Annotated in this window: 17 protein-coding genes; 15 read left to right on the forward strand and 2 right to left on the reverse strand. The window is 71.4% G+C overall.

The genetic code is table 11. The features are described 5' to 3' along the window. Window positions 1–46: 46 nt before the first annotated feature. The 10 genes from murD to AC3ET4_RS20345 all read left to right on the forward strand — a co-directional run bounded on the left by murD (window position 47) and on the right by AC3ET4_RS20345 (window position 10,154). Window positions 47–1,456 carry a UDP-N-acetylmuramoyl-L-alanine--D-glutamate ligase gene (gene murD, locus AC3ET4_RS20300; protein ID WP_431951412.1) on the forward strand — a complete coding sequence of 470 codons (1,410 nt, stop codon included), beginning with the start codon at window positions 47–49 and terminating at the stop codon, window positions 1,454–1,456. 40 nt (window positions 1,457–1,496) lie between these two features. Continuing rightward, on the forward strand, window positions 1,497–2,897 hold the full coding sequence (gene ftsW, locus AC3ET4_RS20305) for a putative lipid II flippase FtsW (RefSeq protein WP_431951366.1): 1,401 nt from the start codon (window positions 1,497–1,499) through the stop codon (window positions 2,895–2,897). Window positions 2,898–2,903: 6 nt separating this feature from the next. Further along, a complete protein-coding gene (gene murG / locus AC3ET4_RS20310; RefSeq protein WP_431951368.1) occupies window positions 2,904–3,995 on the forward strand; it encodes an undecaprenyldiphospho-muramoylpentapeptide beta-N-acetylglucosaminyltransferase in 1,092 nt (363 codons plus the stop codon). Between the two features lie 179 nt (window positions 3,996–4,174). Next, window positions 4,175–4,948: a cell division protein FtsQ/DivIB gene (locus tag AC3ET4_RS20315; RefSeq protein ID WP_431951370.1), complete on the forward strand. Its 774-nt coding sequence runs from the start codon at window positions 4,175–4,177 to the stop codon at window positions 4,946–4,948. Between the two features lie 246 nt (window positions 4,949–5,194). After that, window positions 5,195–6,448 carry a cell division protein FtsZ gene (gene ftsZ / locus AC3ET4_RS20320; protein WP_431951372.1) on the forward strand — a complete coding sequence of 418 codons (1,254 nt, stop codon included), beginning with the start codon at window positions 5,195–5,197 and terminating at the stop codon, window positions 6,446–6,448. A gap of 15 nt (window positions 6,449–6,463) precedes the next feature. Continuing rightward, a complete protein-coding gene (gene pgeF / locus AC3ET4_RS20325; RefSeq protein WP_431951414.1) occupies window positions 6,464–7,204 on the forward strand; it encodes a peptidoglycan editing factor PgeF in 741 nt (246 codons plus the stop codon). Then, window positions 7,176–7,937 (forward strand): YggS family pyridoxal phosphate-dependent enzyme, encoded by a 762-nt coding sequence (locus AC3ET4_RS20330; protein ID WP_431951374.1) that lies wholly within the window; start codon window positions 7,176–7,178, stop codon window positions 7,935–7,937. The genes pgeF and AC3ET4_RS20330 overlap by 29 nt, the downstream gene beginning before the upstream one ends. Window positions 7,938–8,000: 63 nt before the next feature. Further along, complete coding sequence (locus tag AC3ET4_RS20335; RefSeq protein WP_431951376.1) at window positions 8,001–8,582, forward strand: cell division protein SepF; 582 nt, start codon at window positions 8,001–8,003, stop codon at window positions 8,580–8,582. 62 nt (window positions 8,583–8,644) lie between these two features. Then, window positions 8,645–8,935: a YggT family protein gene (locus tag AC3ET4_RS20340; protein WP_431951378.1), complete on the forward strand. Its 291-nt coding sequence runs from the start codon at window positions 8,645–8,647 to the stop codon at window positions 8,933–8,935. Between the two features lie 46 nt (window positions 8,936–8,981). Next, a complete protein-coding gene (locus tag AC3ET4_RS20345) occupies window positions 8,982–10,154 on the forward strand; it encodes a DivIVA domain-containing protein (protein ID WP_431951380.1) in 1,173 nt (390 codons plus the stop codon). 371 nt (window positions 10,155–10,525) lie between these two features. Here the strand turns inward: AC3ET4_RS20345 and ileS are convergent, their stop codons facing one another. Both ileS and AC3ET4_RS20355 read right to left on the reverse strand, forming a co-directional pair. Continuing rightward, window positions 10,526–13,654 (reverse strand): isoleucine--tRNA ligase, encoded by a 3,129-nt coding sequence (ileS, locus tag AC3ET4_RS20350; protein WP_431951382.1) that lies wholly within the window; start codon window positions 13,652–13,654, stop codon window positions 10,526–10,528. 528 nt (window positions 13,655–14,182) lie between these two features. Next, a complete protein-coding gene (locus tag AC3ET4_RS20355; protein WP_431951384.1) occupies window positions 14,183–15,007 on the reverse strand; it encodes a hypothetical protein in 825 nt (274 codons plus the stop codon). A gap of 4 nt (window positions 15,008–15,011) precedes the next feature. On the opposite strand from AC3ET4_RS20355, the gene AC3ET4_RS20360 reads away from it, so the two are divergent. From AC3ET4_RS20360 to AC3ET4_RS20380, 5 genes are all read left to right on the forward strand, one after another. Continuing rightward, complete coding sequence (locus tag AC3ET4_RS20360; RefSeq protein ID WP_431951386.1) at window positions 15,012–15,506, forward strand: TraR/DksA family transcriptional regulator; 495 nt, start codon at window positions 15,012–15,014, stop codon at window positions 15,504–15,506. A 167-nt stretch (window positions 15,507–15,673) separates the two neighbouring features. Beyond that, complete coding sequence (lspA, locus tag AC3ET4_RS20365; RefSeq protein WP_431951388.1) at window positions 15,674–16,234, forward strand: signal peptidase II; 561 nt, start codon at window positions 15,674–15,676, stop codon at window positions 16,232–16,234. Window positions 16,235–16,292: 58 nt separating this feature from the next. Beyond that, entirely contained in the window at window positions 16,293–17,228 is a 936-nt protein-coding gene (locus AC3ET4_RS20370; RefSeq protein ID WP_431951390.1) for an RluA family pseudouridine synthase, read from the forward strand. Beyond that, the gene (locus AC3ET4_RS20375) at window positions 17,221–17,661 is read left to right on the forward strand and encodes a GNAT family N-acetyltransferase (protein ID WP_431951392.1); all 441 of its coding nucleotides are present in this window, start codon (window positions 17,221–17,223) and stop codon (window positions 17,659–17,661) included. Before AC3ET4_RS20370 ends, AC3ET4_RS20375 begins: the two co-directional genes overlap by 8 nt. 36 nt (window positions 17,662–17,697) lie before the next feature. Next, complete coding sequence (locus AC3ET4_RS20380; RefSeq protein WP_431951394.1) at window positions 17,698–19,293, forward strand: Na+/H+ antiporter; 1,596 nt, start codon at window positions 17,698–17,700, stop codon at window positions 19,291–19,293. The last annotated feature ends 14 nt before the right edge of the window (window positions 19,294–19,307 follow it).

Below are 19,307 nucleotides of genomic sequence, written 5' to 3' on the forward strand. Positions count from 1 at the left end.
AGGCGGACTCCCGCCGGCCGCTGTCGAGGCGGCCGGGCGGCTCGGCCTGCCGGGCCGCCGGGTCACCGTCGCCGGCCTCGGCGTCTCCGGCGTGCCCGCCGCCAAGGCGCTGCACGCCCTCGGCGCCCGCGTGACGGTCGTCAACGACGGCGACGACGCGGGGGCCCGGACCCAGGCCGCCGAACTGGAGGCGCTCGGCGTCACCGTGCGGCTCGGGGACGGCCGTACCCTGCCCGAGAGCACCGAGCTGATCGTCACCTCGCCGGGCTGGCCGCCCGCCAGCCCCCTGTTCGTGGCCGCCGAGGCCGCGGGCGTGCCCGTGTGGGGCGACGTGGAGCTGGCCTGGCGGCTGCGCGGTCCCGGGGCGGCGCCCTGGCTCGCGGTCACCGGCACCAACGGCAAGACCACCACCGTGCAGATGCTGGCCTCGATCCTGACCGCGGCGGGCCTGCGCACCGCGGCGGTCGGCAACATCGGCACGCCGGTCCTGGAGGTCGTCCTGTCCGGCGAGGAGTACGACGTCCTCGCCGTGGAGCTGTCCAGTTACCAGCTGCACTGGGCCCCCTCGGTCCGTCCGCACTCGGCCGCGGTCCTCAACCTCGCCCCCGACCACCTCGACTGGCACGGCTCCATGGCGGCCTACGCCGCCGACAAGGGCCGCATCTACGAGGGCAACAAGGTCGCCTGCGTCTACAACCTCGCGGACCCGGCCACCGAGGCGCTGGTGCGCGAGGCCGACGTCGAGGAGGGCTGCCGTGCGATCGGCTTCGGCCTCGGCAGCCCCCGTCCCTCGGAGCTCGGGGTCGTCGACGGCATCCTTCTCGACCGGGCCTTCGCGCCCGAACGGCACAAGAACGCCCAGGAGCTGGCCGAGGTCTCCGACGTGCACCCGCCGGCGCCGCACAACATCGCCAACGCCCTGGCGGCGGCGGCGCTCGCCCGCGCGTTCGGCGTCCCTCCGGCCGCCGTCCGGGACGGATTGCGTGCCTTCCGGCCGGACGCCCACCGCATCGCCCACGTGGACCGGATCGACGACGTGGACTACGTCGACGACTCCAAGGCCACCAACACCCACGCCGCAGAGGCCTCCCTGGCCGCGTACGAGCACATCGTCTGGATCGGCGGCGGCCTCGCCAAGGGCGCGGAGTTCGACGACCTGGTCAAGGCCGCGGGCAAGCGGTTGTGCGGCGTCGTGCTGATGGGGGCCGACCGCGCCCTCATCCGTGAAGCGCTCGCGCGACACGCCCCCGAGGTCCCGGTCGTCGACCTCGACCGCACCGACACTGGGGCGATGGCGGCGGCCGTCCACGCGGCGCGGCGCCTCGCCCACCCGGGGGACACGGTGCTCCTGGCACCGGCCTGCGCGTCGATGGACATGTTCGCGAACTACAAGGCTCGCGGAAACGCCTTCGCGGAGGCCGTACGGGATCTGCGGGCGCCCGGCGCCGGGCAGTAGCCGCAGCCGCTCCGGCCCGCACCGCGACCTAGGAGGGGACATGACGGCAGCCGAACAAGGTGGCGCCTCCGGTTCTCGTTCCCGCAACGCGCTGAAGGCGCCGGCCCGCCCGCCGCGGCCGGCGCCGCCCCGCCCCAGGGCGACCGCCCCCAAGGCGCGCACGTCCGACGGAAAGACGCCGCGGGGCAGCGCGCTGCGCGGCACCAGGGTCGTCCTGGACCGCGCCAGGCGGGCCTGGGACCGCCCGCTGACCGCCTACTACGTCATCCTCGGCAGCAGCCTGCTGATCACCGTGCTCGGCCTGGTGATGGTCTTCTCCGCCTCGCAGATCAAGGCGCTGGAGGACGGACTGCCGTCCACGTACTACTTCCGCAAGCAGCTGTTCGCCGCCGTGCTCGGCACCGGCCTGCTCATCGCCGCCACGCGGGTGCCGGTACGGCTGCATCGCGCCCTGTCCTACCCGCTGCTCGTCGGCTCGGTGTTCCTCATGGCGCTCGTCCAGGTGCCGGGGATAGGGGAGTCCGTCAACGGCAACCAGAACTGGCTGCGCCTCGGCGGCCCGTTCCAGTTGCAGCCCAGCGAGTTCGGCAAGCTCGCGCTCGTGCTGTGGGGCGCGGACCTGCTGGCCCGCAAGGAGGACCTGAAGCTGCTCGCCCAGTGGAAGCACCTGCTGATCCCGCTGGTGCCGGTGGCCTTCCTGCTGCTGGGCCTGATCATGCTCGGCGGTGACATGGGCACCGCCATCATCCTCACGGCGATCCTGTTCGGCCTGCTGTGGATCGCCGGCGCCCCCACCCGGCTGTTCGCGGGCGTGCTCGCCGTCGCGGGGGCGATCGGTTTCCTGCTGATCAAGACCAGCGGCAACCGCATGGAGCGGCTGCAGTGCATCGGCGCCACCGAGGTCACTCCCAGTGGCGGCTGCTGGCAGGCGGTGCACGGCATCTACGCCCTGGCCTCGGGCGGGTGGTTCGGATCCGGGCTCGGGGCGAGTGTGGAGAAATGGGGCCAACTACCCGAACCGCACAACGACTTCATCTTCGCCGTGACCGGGGAGGAACTGGGGCTGACGGGCACGCTGTCGGTGCTCGCCCTCTTCGCGGCTCTAGGCTATGCGGGTATCCGCGTGGCCGGTCGAACGGAGGATCCCTTCGTCAGGTTTGCCGCGGGAGGCGTGACGACGTGGATCACGGCGCAGTTCGTGGTCAACATCGGTGCGGTGCTCGGCCTGCTGCCGATCGCCGGTGTCCCGCTCCCGCTGTTCTCCTACGGGGGCTCGGCCCTCCTGCCGACCATGTTCGCGATCGGGTTGCTCATCGCCTTCGCGAGGAGCGAGCCCGCCGCGCGAGCGGCGCTCAACGCGCGGGGGCCCGGCTACTGGCCGGGGGCAATGACACGGACGATGAGGCGGTTCGTCAGACGGCGGCCGTCCGGAGAGCGGTGAATTTCGGTGCATGTCGTACTCGCCGGTGGGGGGACCGCCGGCCACATCGAGCCCGCGCTCGCGCTCGCCGACGCCCTGCGCAGGCAGGACCCGACCGTGGGGATCACGGCACTCGGCACCGAGCGGGGCCTGGAGACCCGGCTGGTGCCAGAACGCGGCTACGAGCTGGCGCTCATCCCCGCCGTTCCGCTGCCGCGCAAGCCCACCCCTGAGCTGATCACCGTCCCCGGGCGGTTGCGCGGCACCATCAAGGCGGCCGAGCAGGTCCTGGAGCGCACCAAGGCCGACGCGCTCGTCGGGTTCGGCGGCTACGTCGCCCTGCCCGGCTATCTGGCCGCCAAGCGGCTCGGCGTGCCGATCGTGGTGCACGAGGCCAACGCCCGCCCGGGCCTCGCCAACAAGATCGGCTCCCGTTACACCGACTTCGTGGCCGTGAGCACCCCGGACAGCAAGCTCCGGCACTCCCGCTACGTCGGCATCCCGCTGCGCCGGTCCATCGCGACCCTCGACCGGGCCGCGGTCCGCGCCCAGGCGCGTGCCGCCTTCGGCCTCGACCAGGGCCTGCCGACCCTGCTGGTCTCGGGCGGCTCCCAGGGTGCCCGGCGGCTCAACGAGGTGATCACCTCCGTCGCCCCGCGCCTGCAGCAGTCCGGCATCCAGATCCTGCACGCGGTCGGCCCGAAGAACGAGCTCCCGCGCTCCGACAACATGCCCGGCATGCCGCCGTACATCCCCGTCTCCTACCTGGACCGGATGGACCTCGCCTATGCGGCCGCGGACATGATGCTCTGCCGGGCCGGCGCCATGACCGTCGCCGAACTGTCCGCCGTGGGCCTGCCGGCCGCCTACGTCCCGCTGCCGATCGGCAACGGCGAGCAGCGGCTGAACGCGCAGCCGGTGGTCAAGGCAGGCGGCGGCTTCATCGTCGACGACGCGGACCTGAGCGCGGACTGGGTGCTCGGCAACGTGCTGCCGGTCATGACCGATCCGCACCGTCTGTACGAGATGTCGCGTGCCGCGGCCGAGTTCGGCCGCCCGCACGCGGACGAACTGCTCGTCGCCATGGTCCACGAGGCGATCGCCGCCCGACGCCGCTGAACCCGGCGCCGGCCGGGCACCTCCGGCACCCCGCGGACGCCGCGGGGGCGACCCGTGCTCCGTTGGGGTCACGGGGGAGGGGGCCCGGCCCGCCCGGCGGCGCGCGGCCGCCCGGGCATCCAGCACGACGACTAGCCTGCCCGGAAGCGAAGGCAGTTGCGACGACCCCGGAGGCGAACGTGGCCGTACCGACGACCGTCGAGGCGGCCGGCGACCAGGACGACGGGCTCCACGGCCCGCCGCGGCGGAGCCGGCGCGTCATCGTCCTCGCGGCGCTCGCCGCGGCCACCGTGCTGGGCGGCGCCGGCGCCTGGCTGCTCTACGGCTCCTCCTGGCTGCGCGCGACGCATGTCCGCGTGGCGGGCGCCGAGGTTCTCTACCCCGACGAGGTGCGCGACGCGGCGCAGGTCCCGCTCAACGGGCCGCTGGTTTCCGTGGACACGGGCGAGATCGCCCGCCGGCTCAAGGCGCGGCTGCCGCGCATCTCCGCAGTGGAGGTGGAGCGTTCATGGCCGCACACGGTCACACTGAAAGTGACGGAACGAACTCCTGCCGCCCTTGTGAAAGGTGACGGTTACTTCGCCGAAGTCGACGCGGACGGCTTCCGGTTCGCCGAGCGTGAGACCCCTCTCAAGGGTGTGCCCATCATCGAATTGCAGCCCGACCGCGACTCCGCGAGCTATCGACTTTTCGGGGCAAAACGCCTTCTGGCGGCGGCGGTTCGGGTGGCGGCGGACCTGCCGAAGGCCGCATACCGGGACGCGCAGCTCATCGAGGTGCGCTCATATGACGACATTACGGTCCAACTGGCCGGTGGTCGTGTGGTGATGTGGGGGAGCGCGGAACAGGGCGCGGAGAAGGCGGTCGCCCTCGCGGCGCTGATGAAAGTCGAGCGTGATGCCGAGTTCTTCGATGTGAGCGCCCCAACATCCCCTGCCGCATCGGACGGTTGACGCCTCCGTCTTCTGTTCGACACCCTGACTGGTCCGGCTCTGGCGTGATCACATAGGGTCAAAAGAAAAGCGGGAGGTTCGGCGTGTTCGTTGAACGCGAACCGCTTGTCGATTTAGTGTCCTGTCCCAAAGACAGTGCGGGACAGACATACTGGTAACCCTAAACCTCAGGGTTAGGGTTCGGATCGGCCGGCCTTCCCGACCGTCCCCACAGGTATACGTAACTCGAGGCGAGAGGCCTTCGACGTGGCAGCACCGCAGAACTACCTCGCAGTCATCAAGGTCGTCGGCATCGGCGGCGGTGGCGTGAACGCCATCAACAGGATGATCGAGGTCGGTCTCAAGGGCGTCGAGTTCATCGCGATCAACACCGATGCACAGGCCCTGCTCATGAGCGACGCCGACGTCAAGCTGGACGTCGGCCGGGAGCTCACTCGTGGACTCGGCGCCGGCGCCAACCCCGATGTCGGCCGCAAGGCCGCCGAGGACCACCGCGAGGAGATCGAAGAGGTGCTCAAGGGCGCCGACATGGTCTTCGTCACCGCGGGCGAGGGCGGCGGCACCGGCACCGGCGGCGCGCCCGTGGTCGCCAACATCGCCCGCTCGCTGGGTGCCCTGACCATCGGTGTGGTCACCCGCCCGTTCACCTTCGAGGGCCGCCGCCGGGCCAACCAGGCCGAGGACGGCATCGCCGGGCTGCGCGACGAGGTCGACACCCTCATCGTGATCCCCAACGACCGCCTGCTGTCCATCTCGGACCGCCAGGTGAGCGTGCTGGACGCCTTCCGCTCCGCGGACCAGGTGCTGCTCTCGGGTGTCCAGGGCATCACCGACCTGATCACCACTCCGGGCCTGATCAACCTCGACTTCGCCGACGTGAAGTCCGTCATGTCCGAGGCGGGTTCGGCCCTGATGGGCATCGGCTCCGCCCGCGGGGACGACCGCGCGGTCGCCGCCGCGGAGATGGCCATCTCCTCGCCGCTGCTGGAGGCGTCGATCGACGGCGCCCGGGGCGTGCTGCTCTCCATCTCCGGCGGCTCGGACCTCGGTCTGTTCGAGATCAACGAGTCGGCCCAGCTGGTCAGCGAGGCCGCCCACCCCGAGGCCAACATCATCTTCGGCGCGGTCATCGACGACGCCCTGGGCGACGAGGTCCGGGTCACCGTCATCGCGGCGGGCTTCGACGGCGGGCAGCCGCCGACCCGCAACCGCGACAAGGTGCTCGGCTCGTACTCCTCCCCCTCCCGCGAGGAGAGCGCCTCCCCGGCCCCGGCTCGCCCGGCCACCCCGCCCGCCGAGCCGGTCCGCCCGGCCTTCAGCGGCCTGGGCAGTGTCACCCAGCGTGAGGAAGAGCCCCCGGCCGCCTCCTCCGGCCGCCAGGCCGGGGGAGAGCCGGTCGCCGAAGTGCCGGCCCAGCCGATCGCCCCGCAGGTTCCCCCGGCGCGTCCGTACCAGGACACCACCGCCGAGGAACTCGACGTACCCGACTTCCTGAAGTAAGCACAGCCACACGTGATAACGCTCAACCTCGAACGTCCGGGCGGCGCCCACTTCGCTTTCACCGACAGGTGGGGCGGGGTGAGCGCCGCTCCGTACGACAGCCTCAATCTCGGCGGCGCGGTCGGCGACGATCCGGCCGCCGTCCGGTCCAACCGCGACCTCGCCGCGCGTGAACTGGGAGTCGACCCCGCCCGCGTGGTGTGGATGAACCAGGTGCACGGCAACGACGTCGCCGTCGTCGCCGCCCCCTGGGCCGACGGCCGGGTCCCGGAGGTGGACGCCGTCGTCACCACCCGCCCCGGGCTCGCCCTCGCGGTGCTGACCGCGGACTGCGTCCCGGTCCTGATGGCCGACCCGCACGCCGGGGTGGCGGCCGCGGCCCACGCCGGCCGTCCGGGTCTGCTGGCGGGAGTCGTCCCGGCGGCGGTGGAGGCCATGGTCGGCCTCGGCGCCCGCGCCGAGCGGATCATCGCGATGACCGGGCCCGCGGTCTGCGGCTCCTGCTACGAGGTTCCCGAGGCCATGCGGGAGGAGGTCGCCACCGCCGTCCCCGAGGCCCGGGCCACCACGAGCTGGGGCACCCCCTCCCTGGACATCGTCAGCGGAGTGCACGCCCAACTCGCCCGACTGGGTGTACCCATGGGTGAGAAATCCCATATTTGTACGATGGAGTCCGGGGATCACTTCTCCTATCGCCGCGAGCGGACGACCGGGCGACTCGCGGGATATGTCTGGTTGGACGGACCGAGTGACTGATCGTACGCAAGAGCGAAGGGCCGAGCTGGCGGCGAACCTGACCGCGGTCGAGGAGCGCATCGCGACGGCCTGCGCGGCGGCCGGCCGGGCACGGGGCGAGGTGACCTTGGTCGTGGTCACCAAGACCTATCCGGCCCGTGACGTGCGGCTCCTGTCGGGGCTGGGCGTCCGCGAAGTGGCGGAGAACCGCGACCAGGACGCGGCCCCCAAGGCCGAGGCTTGCGCCGACCTCCCGTTGACCTGGCACTTCGTGGGCCAGTTGCAGACGAACAAGGTGCGCTCGGTGGTCCGTTACGCGGATGTCGTGCACTCGGTCGACCGCCTCCGGCTGGTCGACGCGCTCTCCGCGGCCGTCGTGAAGTCCGAGCGGGCCGACCGCGAGCTCGGCTGCCTGGTGCAGGTCGCGTTGGACGCCGAGTCCGGCTCGCAGGGCGCCCGCGGCGGCATCGCACCCGATGCCGTCGAAGGGATCGCCGAGGCCGTCGCCGCCGCCCCCGGGCTCCGCCTCGACGGGCTGATGACCGTGGCACCGCTGGCGGGGCCGTACGCCGGTCAACCTCGCGCTGCCTTCGATCGGCTGGTGGAAATCTCATCCTGCCTGCGCGCGGCGCATCCGGCTGCAAACATGGTCTCGGCAGGGATGAGCGCGGACCTCGAAGAGGCCGTCGCCGCCGGTGCGACACACGTACGCATCGGTAGCGCGGTACTCGGAGTCCGGACCGGGCTCGGGTAACGTCACCAAACAAGTCGGACCACACAAAAAATATGGTCTTTCCCCGCTGAGAGGACGCAGAGCATGGCCGGCGCGATGCGCAAGATGGCGGTCTACCTCGGCCTCGTGGAGGACGACGGGTACGACGGCCCGGGATTCGACCCCGACGACGAGTTCGAACCCGAACCCGAGCCGGAGCGCTCCCGCCGCCCGCACCAGTCCCACCAGCCACCGCACCAGACACAACCGGAGGAACCGGCGCGCATCGTGCACGCTCCGGCCCCCCGGGAGCCCCGGATCGCCTCAGTGGCATCTATCACACAAGAACGCCATAGCCTGGAGAAGAACGCACCGGTGATCATGCCTAAGGTCGTGTCGGAACGAGAGCCGTACCGGATCACGACACTCCACCCCCGTACGTACAACGAAGCCCGTACGATCGGGGAACACTTCCGTGAGGGCACGCCGGTGATCATGAATCTGACGGAGATGGACGACACGGACGCGAAGCGACTTGTCGACTTTGCCGCCGGGTTGGTCTTCGGTCTGCACGGCAGTATCGAGCGGGTGACGCAGAAGGTGTTTCTGCTGTCGCCTGCTAACGTCGATGTCACGGCGGAGGACAAGGCCCGCATCGCCGAAGGCGGGTTCTTCAATCAGAGCTGAGATACGCAACCGTACGAAACCGGCCGCGAGGCCCATGACCGGGCAGGGGAGAGGGAAGCGCGATGGACATCGCACTCCAGGTGCTGTGGATCGCGCTGATGTGCTTCCTGCTTGTCCTGATCTTCCGGTTGGTGATGGACTACGTTTTCCAGTTCGCCCGATCGTGGCAGCCTGGGAAGCCCATGGTGGTCGTTCTGGAGGCCGCCTACACTGTCACCGATCCGCCACTCAAGCTTCTGCGGCGGTTCATCCCGCCGCTACGTCTCGGGGGCGTGGCGCTCGACCTGTCCTTCTTCGTATTGATGATCATCGTGTACATCCTGCTCACCGTCGTGGGGGGCTTGCGAGGATGACCGATGCGGGCTCCCGATATGTCGACGATCACGTTGAGGTGAAGAGATGCCACTGACCCCCGAGGACGTGCGGAACAAGCAGTTCACCACCGTCCGCCTCCGAGAAGGCTATGACGAGGACGAGGTGGACGCCTTCCTCGACGAGGTCGAGGCGGAACTGACCCGACTGCTCCGCGAGAACGAGGACCTGCGGGCCAAGCTGGCCGCGGCGACCCGTGCCGCCGCCCAGAACCAGCAGCAGGGCATGCGCAAGCCCGAGCCGCAGGACGGCCGCGGTCCCGGGGCTCCCGTGCCCGCCGCCATATCAGGACCGCAGCCGGTGCCGCCCCAGCAGATGGGCGGCCCCGGTCCCCAGGGACCCGGCAGTGGCCTCGCCCTGCCCGCCGGGCCCAGCGCACAGCAGGGCCCCGGTCCGATGGGCCAGGGTCCGATGCAGGGCGGCCCCATGGGTCCCGGTCCGATGGGCCAGGGTCCGATGGGTCAGGGTCCGATGGGTCAAGGCCAGATGCAGGGCGGCCCCATGGGTCCCGGTCCGATGGGCCAGCACCCCATGGGCGGCCCCGGTCACCCGATGCAGCAGCAGGGCCCCGGTGGTGACAGCGCCGCCCGGGTGCTCTCGCTCGCCCAGCAGACGGCCGACCAGGCGATCGCCGAAGCGCGCTCCGAGGCGAACAAGATCGTTGGTGAGGCCCGCAGCCGCGCCGAGGGCCTGGAGCGCGACGCCCGCGCCAAGGCCGACGCCCTTGAGCGGGACGCGCAGGAGAAGCACCGCGTGGCCATGGGCTCCCTGGAGTCCGCCCGCGCCACGCTGGAGCGCAAGGTCGAGGATCTGCGCGGCTTCGAACGCGAGTACCGCACCCGCCTGAAGTCGTACCTGGAGAGCCAGCTGCGCCAGCTGGAGAACCAGGCCGACGACTCGCTCGCCCCGCCGCGCACCCCCGCGGCAGCGTCGCTCTCCTCCGGTTCCGGAGGCATGGGCGGCACGATGGGCGGCGGTATGGCCACGGCCGGTGCCGGCACCATGGGTGGCGGTCAGAGCTACGGCGGCGGTCAGGGCATGGGCGGCGTCGGCGGGCAGACCCCGACGTACGGCGGCCAGCAGCAGATGTCGCCGGCCATGACGCAGCCGATGGCACCGGTACGGCCGCAGGGACCGGCGCCGCTGCAGCAGGCGCCGACGCCGATGCGTGGGTTCCTGATCGACGAGGACGACAACTAGTCGCTGCGCGACGGCGGTCGCTCATGCGATCGCGGCACCACAGAGGGCCGGGCCCCCAGGGAATCGCTTCCCTCGGGGGCCCGGCCCTTTCGCGCGCTGTGCGGGGGGCGGGCACGTGACGCTGGGGTCGGCACTGTAGGGGGCGCACGTGAGTGGGTGGGTCGGGGGCGGCCTTCGGGGCGGCCCCGCACGTGCCCATTGAACCCTCGCTGGCGTCCGGGGTGACTCCGGGTTGCGGTGTGAGGTCCACCGGCGGTGGGCAGAGCGCCCTGGTGAGGTCCGATGGCGTGGCCGCCTCGCGGGGTGCGCACCAAACGCTGACGCCCCGCCCACGGAACCCGTGGGCGGGGCGTCAGCGTCTGCCCGGGGGGCTACCGCTTGCGGAGGTGGAACGTGAGCCCGAGCACCTCGTCCGTGAAGGCCGGGCCGTAACCCTCCTCCGGGGCGCCGGAGGCGAAGTCCGTCGCCAGGACCTCGTCCGCGACGAGTTGCGCGTGCTCGGCGAGTGCCTCGGCCAGTTCCGGGTCGACCGCGGTCCAGCGCAGGGCGATGCGGTCGGCCACGTCCAGGCCGCTGTTCTTGCGGGCCTCCTGGACGAGCCGGATGACGTCGCGGGCCAGGCCGGCCCGGCGCAGCTCGGGGGTGATCTCGAGGTCGAGCGCCACGGTCGCGCCGGAGTCGGACGCGACGGACCAGCCCTCGCGCGGGGTCTCCGTGATGATCACTTCCTCCGGCGTCAGGGCGACCGTCTCGCCGTCCACGACCACCGATGCGTTGCCCTCGCGCAGCGCCAGCGACAGCGCCGCCGCGTCGCACGCGGCGACAGCCTTGGCGACGGCCTGGACGCCCTTGCCGAAGCGCTTGCCGAGGGCGCGGAAGTTGGCCTTGGCCGTGGTGTCGACGAGGGAGCCGCCGACCTCGCTCAGCGACGCCAGGGAGCCGACGTTGAGCTCCTCGGCGATCTGCGCCCGCAGTTCCTCGTCGAGCGCCTCGAAGCCCGACGCGGCGACCAGGGCCCGCGAGAGCGGCTGACGGGTCTTGACCCCGGACTCGGCCCGCGTGGCACGGCCCAGCTCCACGAGCCGGCGCACGAGTGTCATCCGTTCGGACAGGACGGGGTCGATCAGCGTCTCGTCCACCGTGGGCCAGCTCGCCAGGTGCACCGACTCGGGGGCGCCCGGAGTGACCGGGACGACCAGGTCCTGCCAGACGCGCTCGGTGATGAACGGCACCAGCGGGGCCATGAGGCGGGTCACCGTCTCGACGACGTCGTGCAGGGTGCGCAGCGCCGCCTTGTCGCCCTGCCAGAAGCGGCGCCGCGAGCGGCGCACGTACCAGTTGGACAGATCGTCGACGAAGGACGAGAGCAGCTTGCCCGCGCGCTGGGTGTCGTAGGACTCCAGCGCGTCGGTGACGTCCCGCACCAGGGTGCCCAGCTCGCCCAGCAGCCAGCGGTCCAGCAGCGGGCGGTCGGCCGGGGACGGATCGGCCTCGCCGGGGGCCCAGCCGGAGGTGCGGGCGTAAAGGGCCTGGAAGGCGACGGTGTTCCAGTACGTCAGAAGGGTCTTGCGGACGACCTCCTGGATCGTGCCGTGGCCGACCCGGCGGGCCGCCCAGGGCGAGCCGCCGGCCGCCATGAACCAGCGCACGGCGTCGGCGCCGTGCTGGTCCATGAGCGGGATGGGCTCGAGGATGTTGCCCAGGTGCTTGGACATCTTCCGGCCGTCCTCGGCGAGGATGTGGCCGAGGCAGACCACGTTCTCGTAGGCGTTCCGGTCGAAGACGAGGGTGCCGACGGCCATCAGCGTGTAGAACCAGCCGCGGGTCTGGTCGATCGCCTCGGAGATGAACTGCGCCGGGTAGGTGCCCTCGAAGAGCTCCTTGTTGCGGTACGGGTAGCCCCACTGCGCGAACGGCATGGAGCCGGAGTCGTACCAGGCGTCGATGACCTCGGGCACACGCACGGCCTCGGCGGAGCACTGCGGGCACGCGAAGGTGACGTCGTCGATGAAGGGGCGGTGCGGGTCGAGGCCGGTCTGGTCGGCGCCGGTCAGCTGCGACAGCTCGGCCAGCGAGCCGACGCAGGTGAGGTGGTCCTGCTCGCAGCGCCAGACGGGCAGAGGCGTGCCCCAGTAGCGGTTGCGGGACAGCGCCCAGTCGATGTTGTTGTCGAGCCAGTCGCCGAAGCGGCCGTGCTTGACCGCCTCCGGATACCAGTTGGTGCGCTCGTTCTCGCGGAGCAGGGCGTCCTTGACCGCGGTCGTGCGGATGTACCAGGACGGCTGCGCGTAGTAGATCAGAGCGGTGTGGCAGCGCCAGCAGTGCGGGTAGCTGTGCTCGTACGGCAGGTGCCGGAAGAGCAGCCCGCGCGACTGCAGGTCGTCGACGAGGACTTCGTCGGCCTTCTTGAAGAACTGACCGCCGACGAGCGCCAGCTCCTCCTCGAAGGTGCCGTCGGGCCGCACCGGGTTGACGACGGGCAGGCCGTAGGCGCGGCAGGTCTTCAGGTCGTCCTCACCGAAGGCGGGCGACTGGTGGACCAGGCCGGTGCCGTCCTCGGTCGTCACGTACTCGGCGTTGACGACGAAGTGCGCGCCCTCGATCTCCACCAGGTCGAAGGGCCGCCGGTAGGTCCAGCGCTCCATCTCGCGCCCGGTGAAGCTCTGCCCGGTGGCCGCCCAGCCCTCCCCGAGCGCCTTGCCGAGCAGCGGCTCGGCGACGACCAGCTTCTCCTCGCCGTCGGTCGCGACGACATAGGTGACGTCAGGGTGGGCGGCGACCGCGGTGTTGGAGACCAGCGTCCAGGGTGTGGTCGTCCACACCAGGAGCGCGGCCTCGCCGGCGAGCGGACCCGAGGTGAGCGGGAAGCGCACGTAGACCGAGGGGTCGACCACGGTCTCGTACCCTTGCGCCAGTTCGTGGTCGGACAGGCCGGTCCCGCAGCGCGGGCACCAGGGCGCGACGCGGTGGTCCCGCACCAGCAGGCCCTTGTCGAAGATCTGCTTGAGCGACCACCAGACGGACTCGATGTACTCCGGGTCCATGGTCCGGTAGGCGTCGTCGAGGTCCACCCAGTACCCCATGCGGGTGGTCAGCTCGGCGAAGGCGTCGGTGTGCCGGGTCACCGACTCACGGCACTTGGCGTTGAACTCGGCGATGCCGTACGCCTCGATGTCCTTCTTGCCGGAGAAGCCCAGCTCCTTCTCGACGGCGAGCTCCACCGGCAGGCCGTGGCAGTCCCAGCCGGCCTTGCGGGTCACATGGTGGCCCTGCATCGTCTTGAAGCGCGGGAAGACGTCCTTGAAGACGCGAGCCTCGATGTGGTGCGCGCCGGGCATGCCGTTGGCGGTCGGCGGGCCCTCGTAGAAGACCCACTCCGGCTTGCCCTCGCTCTGCTCGAGAGAGCGGGCGAAGACCTTGTTCTCCTGCCAGAACGCGAGCACGTCGTGCTCCAGCGCGGGCAGGTCGACCTGGGCGGGGACCTGGCGGTACTGCGTCATCGGATTCTGCCTCCGGCGGACACGTGCGCGTGCGTATTCCGTCGGAGGGACGAGAGCGCCTGCTGTGAGTGCTCCCGCGGTACCACCCTCCTTGGTTGCGGGCGGCCCTCGCGGGACTCGTCCGCAACCCCCTCGTTGGGGTCGCGCTGCCGGGTCTACTCGCCCGTGCGGGCTTTCTTCCGGCGGCTCGGGGGTGATCTTCACGTCGCGCACACCCCCGGGCTTCCACCGTCCCCGGGTCGCTATGGGCTGCGTGCGGCGCTACTCGTCCCCTTCCACGCCTTTCGCTCCGCCCAGTGTAAGGGGCAGCGGGGCGCGCTGTCGGCCGGGTTTCCGCGAAGGGCCGGTGTGACCCGAATGGACCGGTCCGCGCCCTGTCACCCGTTGCCTCCGGATTACCTCGCGGAGAGCTGGGCACACTTTGGCACACCTGCCTCCCGACCCGGCGCGGCAGGCGGATCAGGCGGCGAGCCCCGTTGCCGCGGGTCCGGAGCCGATTTATCGTTCCGGAACGATTCACGAGCAATATCACAGTATGTGAAGGGGCTCGGCCATGGTGGGGAAGAAGACCACCGTCACGAAGAAGACGACGGCGAAGAAGACGGCACCGGCGGCCGCCCCCGCGGCCCGGCGGAAGGCCGCGCCCACCGCGCGCAAGGCGACGGCCAAGCCCCCGGCCCCGGCCGCGTCCCCCACTCGCAAGAAGACCGCCGTGGCCGGCGAAGGAGCGGCCGAGGGGAAGCGGTCGATAGCGCGCACGCCGGCGGCGGAGGAGAAGGCGGCGACGTCCACCAGGTCCCCCGCGAAGAAGGCCGCGGCCCGGAAGAAGGCGCCCGCGAAAGAGGCTGTCGTACGGAAAGCGGCACCCGCCGCGAAGAAGGCCGCGGCACCTGCCGCGGGGAAGACCGCGGCCAAGGCCGCAGGAAAGAAGGCGGCCGTGGCGGAGGAGACGACGACCAAGGCGGCGTCCACGCGGAAGACCACGGGACGCACGGCGGGCAGGACCGCGCCCCCCGCCAAGAGGACGGGGACGGCGGCGGAGAAGCCCGCGAAGGCGCCGACCGCGGCGAAGAAGGCGGCGACGACGAGGAAGGCGGCGGGCGGGAAGGCCGCACCGGCGAAGAAGGCGGCGACGGCGGCGAAGGCGCCGCCGGCGAAGAAGACCGCCCCCGCACCGAAGGCCGGGAAGGCCCGGAAGACGGCCGAGGGCGGCACCTCCGGAACGGGCAGGACCGGCAGGGCGGCCGCACCCGCGAAGAGCACGGCCACGGGCGCCACTGTCGGCAGCGGCCCGGCCGCCCGCGGGGCAGCGAAGACCACGAAGGCCGCGAAGGCCACGACGACGGGAGCCAAGAAGGTGGTTGCGAAGAAGACGGCGGCCGGTACGGCCGCGGCGGAGGCGTCGGCTTCGGCGCTCCCCACGGCCCGCATCGCCCAGGCGCCGGGCGCCGTAGCCGCGGGTGACCTGGCCGTACGGCCGGACGAGGAGCCGTGGTCCGAGGCGGAGGTGGACGCGGCGCGCGCAGAACTGCTGGCCGAGATGGAACGGCTGCGGTCCGAGATCACCACCTCGGAGGACGCCATCACCGGCCTCCTGCGCGACTCGGGCGACGGCGCCGGGGACGACCAGGCAGACACCGGTACCAAGAACATCACACGTGAGCACGAGATGGCTCTGACGGCCAACGCCCGCGAGATGCTCGCCCAGACCGAGCACGCCTTGGAGCGGCTCGACTCCGGCACGTACGGGCGCTGCGAGTCCTGCGGCAAGCCGATCGGCAAGGCGCGGATGCAGGCCTTCCCCCGGGCGACGCTGTGCGTGGACTGCAAGCAGCGCCAGGAGCGCCACTGACCGCCGTCCGCAGGCCGCGGACCGCCCTCCGCGGAGCATGCGGAGCGCGACCGCGGAGACGGTGAATCGCTGCGCCCGCGCCCGCGCCCCCGCTGTTCGGACGTACGTGCCGTAACCTCGTCTGCGTCAGGATCCGGACTGGCGCAGACCAGGGCTGAAGGACTCACATGGCGAAGGCACAGGAGACCGCTTCGGAGACGGCCGAGGAGCCGACCGGCGGTACGGACGAGGTCACCGGCAAGGGGCCGCGGCGCATCGCCGTGCTGCTCGGCGTCGCGGCGCTCGCGTACGTCCTCGACCTGCTCTCCAAGATCTGGGTGGTGACCCGGCTCGAGGGGCACGAGCCCATCGAGGTGCTCGGCAGCTACCTGCGCTTCGAAGCGGTGCGCAACGCCGGCGCGGCCTTCGGTTTCGGCCAGGGCATGACCATCGTCTTCACGGTGATCGCGGTCACCGTGATCGTGGTGATCGCGAGGATCGCCCGCAAGCTGCACAGCGTGCCCTGGGCCATCGCGCTGGGGCTGCTGCTGGGTGGCGCCTTCGGCAACCTCACGGACCGGGTGTTCCGCTCTCCGGGCCTTCTCAAGGGGCATGTGGTCGACTTCATCGCGCCCACGCACTTCGCGGTCTTCAACCTGGCCGACTCGGCGATCGTCTGCGGCGGCATCCTGATCGTCCTGCTGTCCTTCCGCGGTCTCGACCCGGACGGAACCGTCCACAAGGACTGAGCCGAAGGGAGCGCGGCGAAGGACGCCCCACGGATCCGGCATACTCGATCAGGTGAGTATGCCTGCCGAAGTCCGATCGCTACCCGTCCCCGAAGGCCTCGAGGGTGAGCGCGTCGACGCCGCCATCGCCCGCATGTTCGGTTTCTCGCGGACCAAGGCGGCCGAGCTGGCCGCCGCCGGGAAGGTGACGATCGACGGCAGTGAGGCCGGCAAGTCCGACCGGGTCTCCGGCGGCGCCTGGCTCGAGGTCGAGATGCCCGCGCAGCCGCGCCCGGTGGAGATCGTCGCCGAGCCGGTGCCCGGGATGCGCATCGTGTACGACGACGACCACGTGGTCGTGATCGACAAGCCCGTGGGCGTGGCCGCGCATCCCAGCCCCGGCTGGACCGGTACCACGGTCATCGGCGGCCTGGCCGCAGCCGGCTACCGGATCTCCACCTCCGGTGCCGCCGAGCGCCAGGGCATCGTCCACCGCCTCGACGTCGGCACCTCGGGGCTGATGGTCGTCGCCAAGTCGGAGATCGCCTACAGCGACCTCAAGCAGCAGTTCCGCGAGCGCACCGTGGACAAGCGCTACCACGCGCTGGTCCAAGGCCACCCCGACCCGCTCAGCGGCACCATCGACGCCCCGATCGGCCGCCACCCGAACCACGACTACAAGTGGGCCGTGACCGCCGACGGCAAGCCCAGCGTCACGCACTACGACCTCGTCGAGGCGTTCCGCGCGGCCTCTCTGCTCGACATCAAGCTGGAGACCGGCCGCACCCACCAGATCCGGGTCCACATGGCCGCCCACCGCCACCCCTGCGTCGGCGACCTGACCTACGGGGCGGACCCCACCCTGGCCAAGCGGCTCAAGATCGGCCGCCAGTGGCTGCACGCCGTCCGCCTGGGCTTCTCCCACCCCGACGACGGCCGCTGGGTGGAGTTCGAGAGCCCCTACCCGGACGACCTGCAGTACGCCCTCGACACGGTGCGAGCCGACAGTGCCTGAGAACGACTACGAGGTCCGGGTCGCCGCCGACCCGGACGACCTGAAGGCGTACTACGCGGTGCGGCACGAGGTGTTCGTCATCGAGCAGGGGGTCCCCGCGGACCTCGAGTACGACGCTCGCGACGCCGACGCCGTGCACGTCCTGGCCACCGGCCCGGACGGCGCGCTCGGCGCGGGACGGCTGCTCCTCGGTGAGGACGGCACCGGCATCCTCGGCCGGCTCGCCGTGACCGGCGCCAACCGCGGGCGCGGCATCGGCGTGGCCCTGGTGCGCGCCATCGAGGAGGAGGCCCGGCGGCACGGCCAGTCCGCCGTCGAACTGCACGCGCAGGCCCATGCCGTCGGCTTCTACGAGCGCCTCGGCTACACGTCCTTCGGCGCGGAGTACGAGGAGGCGGGGATACCGCACCTGTCGATGAGGCGAGTGCTCTGACCGGGGTGAAGGCGGCTTACATGCCACGCTAGGGGTGTGGATCAACTCGCGCTGTTCTTCACCCTGATGCTTGCGGCCATCGTCGTAGTGCCGCTGGGCGACCGGCTGGGGCTGCCGTCGCCCGTGCTGATGACGCTGCTGGGGGTCGTGCTGGCCCTCCTGCCCTTCGTGCCGAACGTCAGGATCGACCCCGAGCTCATCCTGCCGCTCGTGTTGCCGCCACTGCTCTACGCCTCCGTACAGCGCACGTCCTGGCGGCAGTTCGCCGCCAACAGAAAGGCCATCTTCCTGCTGGCCGTCGCCTTGGTGCTGATCACCACCGCCGTGGTCGGCACCATCGCCGCCGTCATCGTGCCCGGCGTCTCGCTGGCCGCCGCCGTGGCGCTGGGCGCGCTGGTCGCCCCACCCGACCCGGTGGCCGCCACCGCGGTGGCCGGGCGCCTGGGCCTGCCCCGCCGCATGGTGTCGACCCTGGAGGGCGAAGGGCTGTTCAACGACGTCACGGCGATCGTCGTCTACAACGTGGCCGTCGCCGCGGCCGTGACGGGCTCCTTCTCCTGGCCCGTGGCGCTCGGCGAGCTGCTGCTGTCCGCTGTGGTCGCGGTCGCCGTCGGTGTCGTGCTGGGCTGGGCGGCCTCCAAGCTCATGGGGGTGGTGGGCGACCCGACCCTGCAGATCGGGCTCTCCCTGCTCGTCCCCTTCGCCTCGTACGCGATCGCCGACCAGGCCCACGGCTCCGGCGTCCTCGCCGTGCTCACCACCGCGCTGTTCCTCGCGGAACACGCCCGCGACGCGGACGACGTGACGGGACGGCTGGTCGGCGCCACCTTCTGGGAGGTCGTCGACACGCTCGTCACCGGCGTGGCCTTCGGCCTCATCGGCCTGGAGCTGCACAACGTCTTCGGCGCCGGCTCCGGCCGCTGGGGCACGATGTTCGGGCACGCCGCGATCGTCGTCGGCGCTGTCGTCCTCGTACGGCTCGGCTATCTGATGCCGGCCGCCGCGGTGACCCGGCGGCTGCACAAGAGGCGCGACCTCGACGAGGACATCCCCATGACCTGGCGTGAGACCGCCGTCATGTGGTGGTCCGGTATGCGCGGCGTGGCGTCCGTCGCCCTGGCGCTGGCCATCCCGCACACCACGGCGAGCGGCGCGCCCTTCCCAGGGCGCGACGAGATCCTCTTCATCGCCTTCTCCGTCGTCCTCGCCACCCTGGTGCTGCAGGGCATCACCCTCCCGTGGGTCGTCAGGCGGCTTGGGGTGAGCAGCGACACCCAGATGGAGCACGACATGGAGATGCTGCTCGCGCTGCGCGCCATGGCCGCCGCCAAGCAGCGCCTGAAGGAACTCGAGGCGACCGAGGAGTTCCCCGAGGAGGTCTCGGAGCTCCTGCACCGCCGCGCGTTCGACGTGGGGGCCCGGATCTGCCCCGACATCGTCGGCGACGAGAAGCGCGAGCGGCACACCGCCCGTGTGCGCCGCATCAAGACCGTCGAACGCGTCCAGCGCGACATGTTCTCCGCCGCCCGGCACGAGGTCCTCGCCGCCCGCAGCGAGCCCGGCTACGACCCCGAGATCGTCGACCGGGTGCTGCGCCAGCTCGACGTGCGCAGCCTGCGGGTGTCCCGGTAGCCGCTGCGGTTCCG

It is taken from the genome of Actinacidiphila sp. bgisy167 (assembly GCF_057707665.1).

Excerpts from the sequence above, each read along its gene's own strand:
- ftsW (WP_431951366.1), top strand. The coding sequence starts at position 1,497 with ATGACGGCAGCCGAACAAGGTGGCGCCTCCGGTTCTCGTTCCCGCAAC.
- AC3ET4_RS20330 (WP_431951374.1), top strand. The coding sequence starts at position 7,176 with ATGTCTGGTTGGACGGACCGAGTGACTGATCGTACGCAAGAGCGAAGG.
- AC3ET4_RS20335 (WP_431951376.1), top strand. The coding sequence starts at position 8,001 with ATGGCCGGCGCGATGCGCAAGATGGCGGTCTACCTCGGCCTCGTGGAG.
- AC3ET4_RS20340 (WP_431951378.1), top strand. The coding sequence starts at position 8,645 with ATGGACATCGCACTCCAGGTGCTGTGGATCGCGCTGATGTGCTTCCTG.
- AC3ET4_RS20345 (WP_431951380.1), top strand. The coding sequence starts at position 8,982 with ATGCCACTGACCCCCGAGGACGTGCGGAACAAGCAGTTCACCACCGTC.
- ileS (WP_431951382.1), bottom strand. The coding sequence starts at position 13,654 with ATGACGCAGTACCGCCAGGTCCCCGCCCAGGTCGACCTGCCCGCGCTG.
- lspA (WP_431951388.1), top strand. The coding sequence starts at position 15,674 with ATGGCGAAGGCACAGGAGACCGCTTCGGAGACGGCCGAGGAGCCGACC.
- AC3ET4_RS20370 (WP_431951390.1), top strand. The coding sequence starts at position 16,293 with ATGCCTGCCGAAGTCCGATCGCTACCCGTCCCCGAAGGCCTCGAGGGT.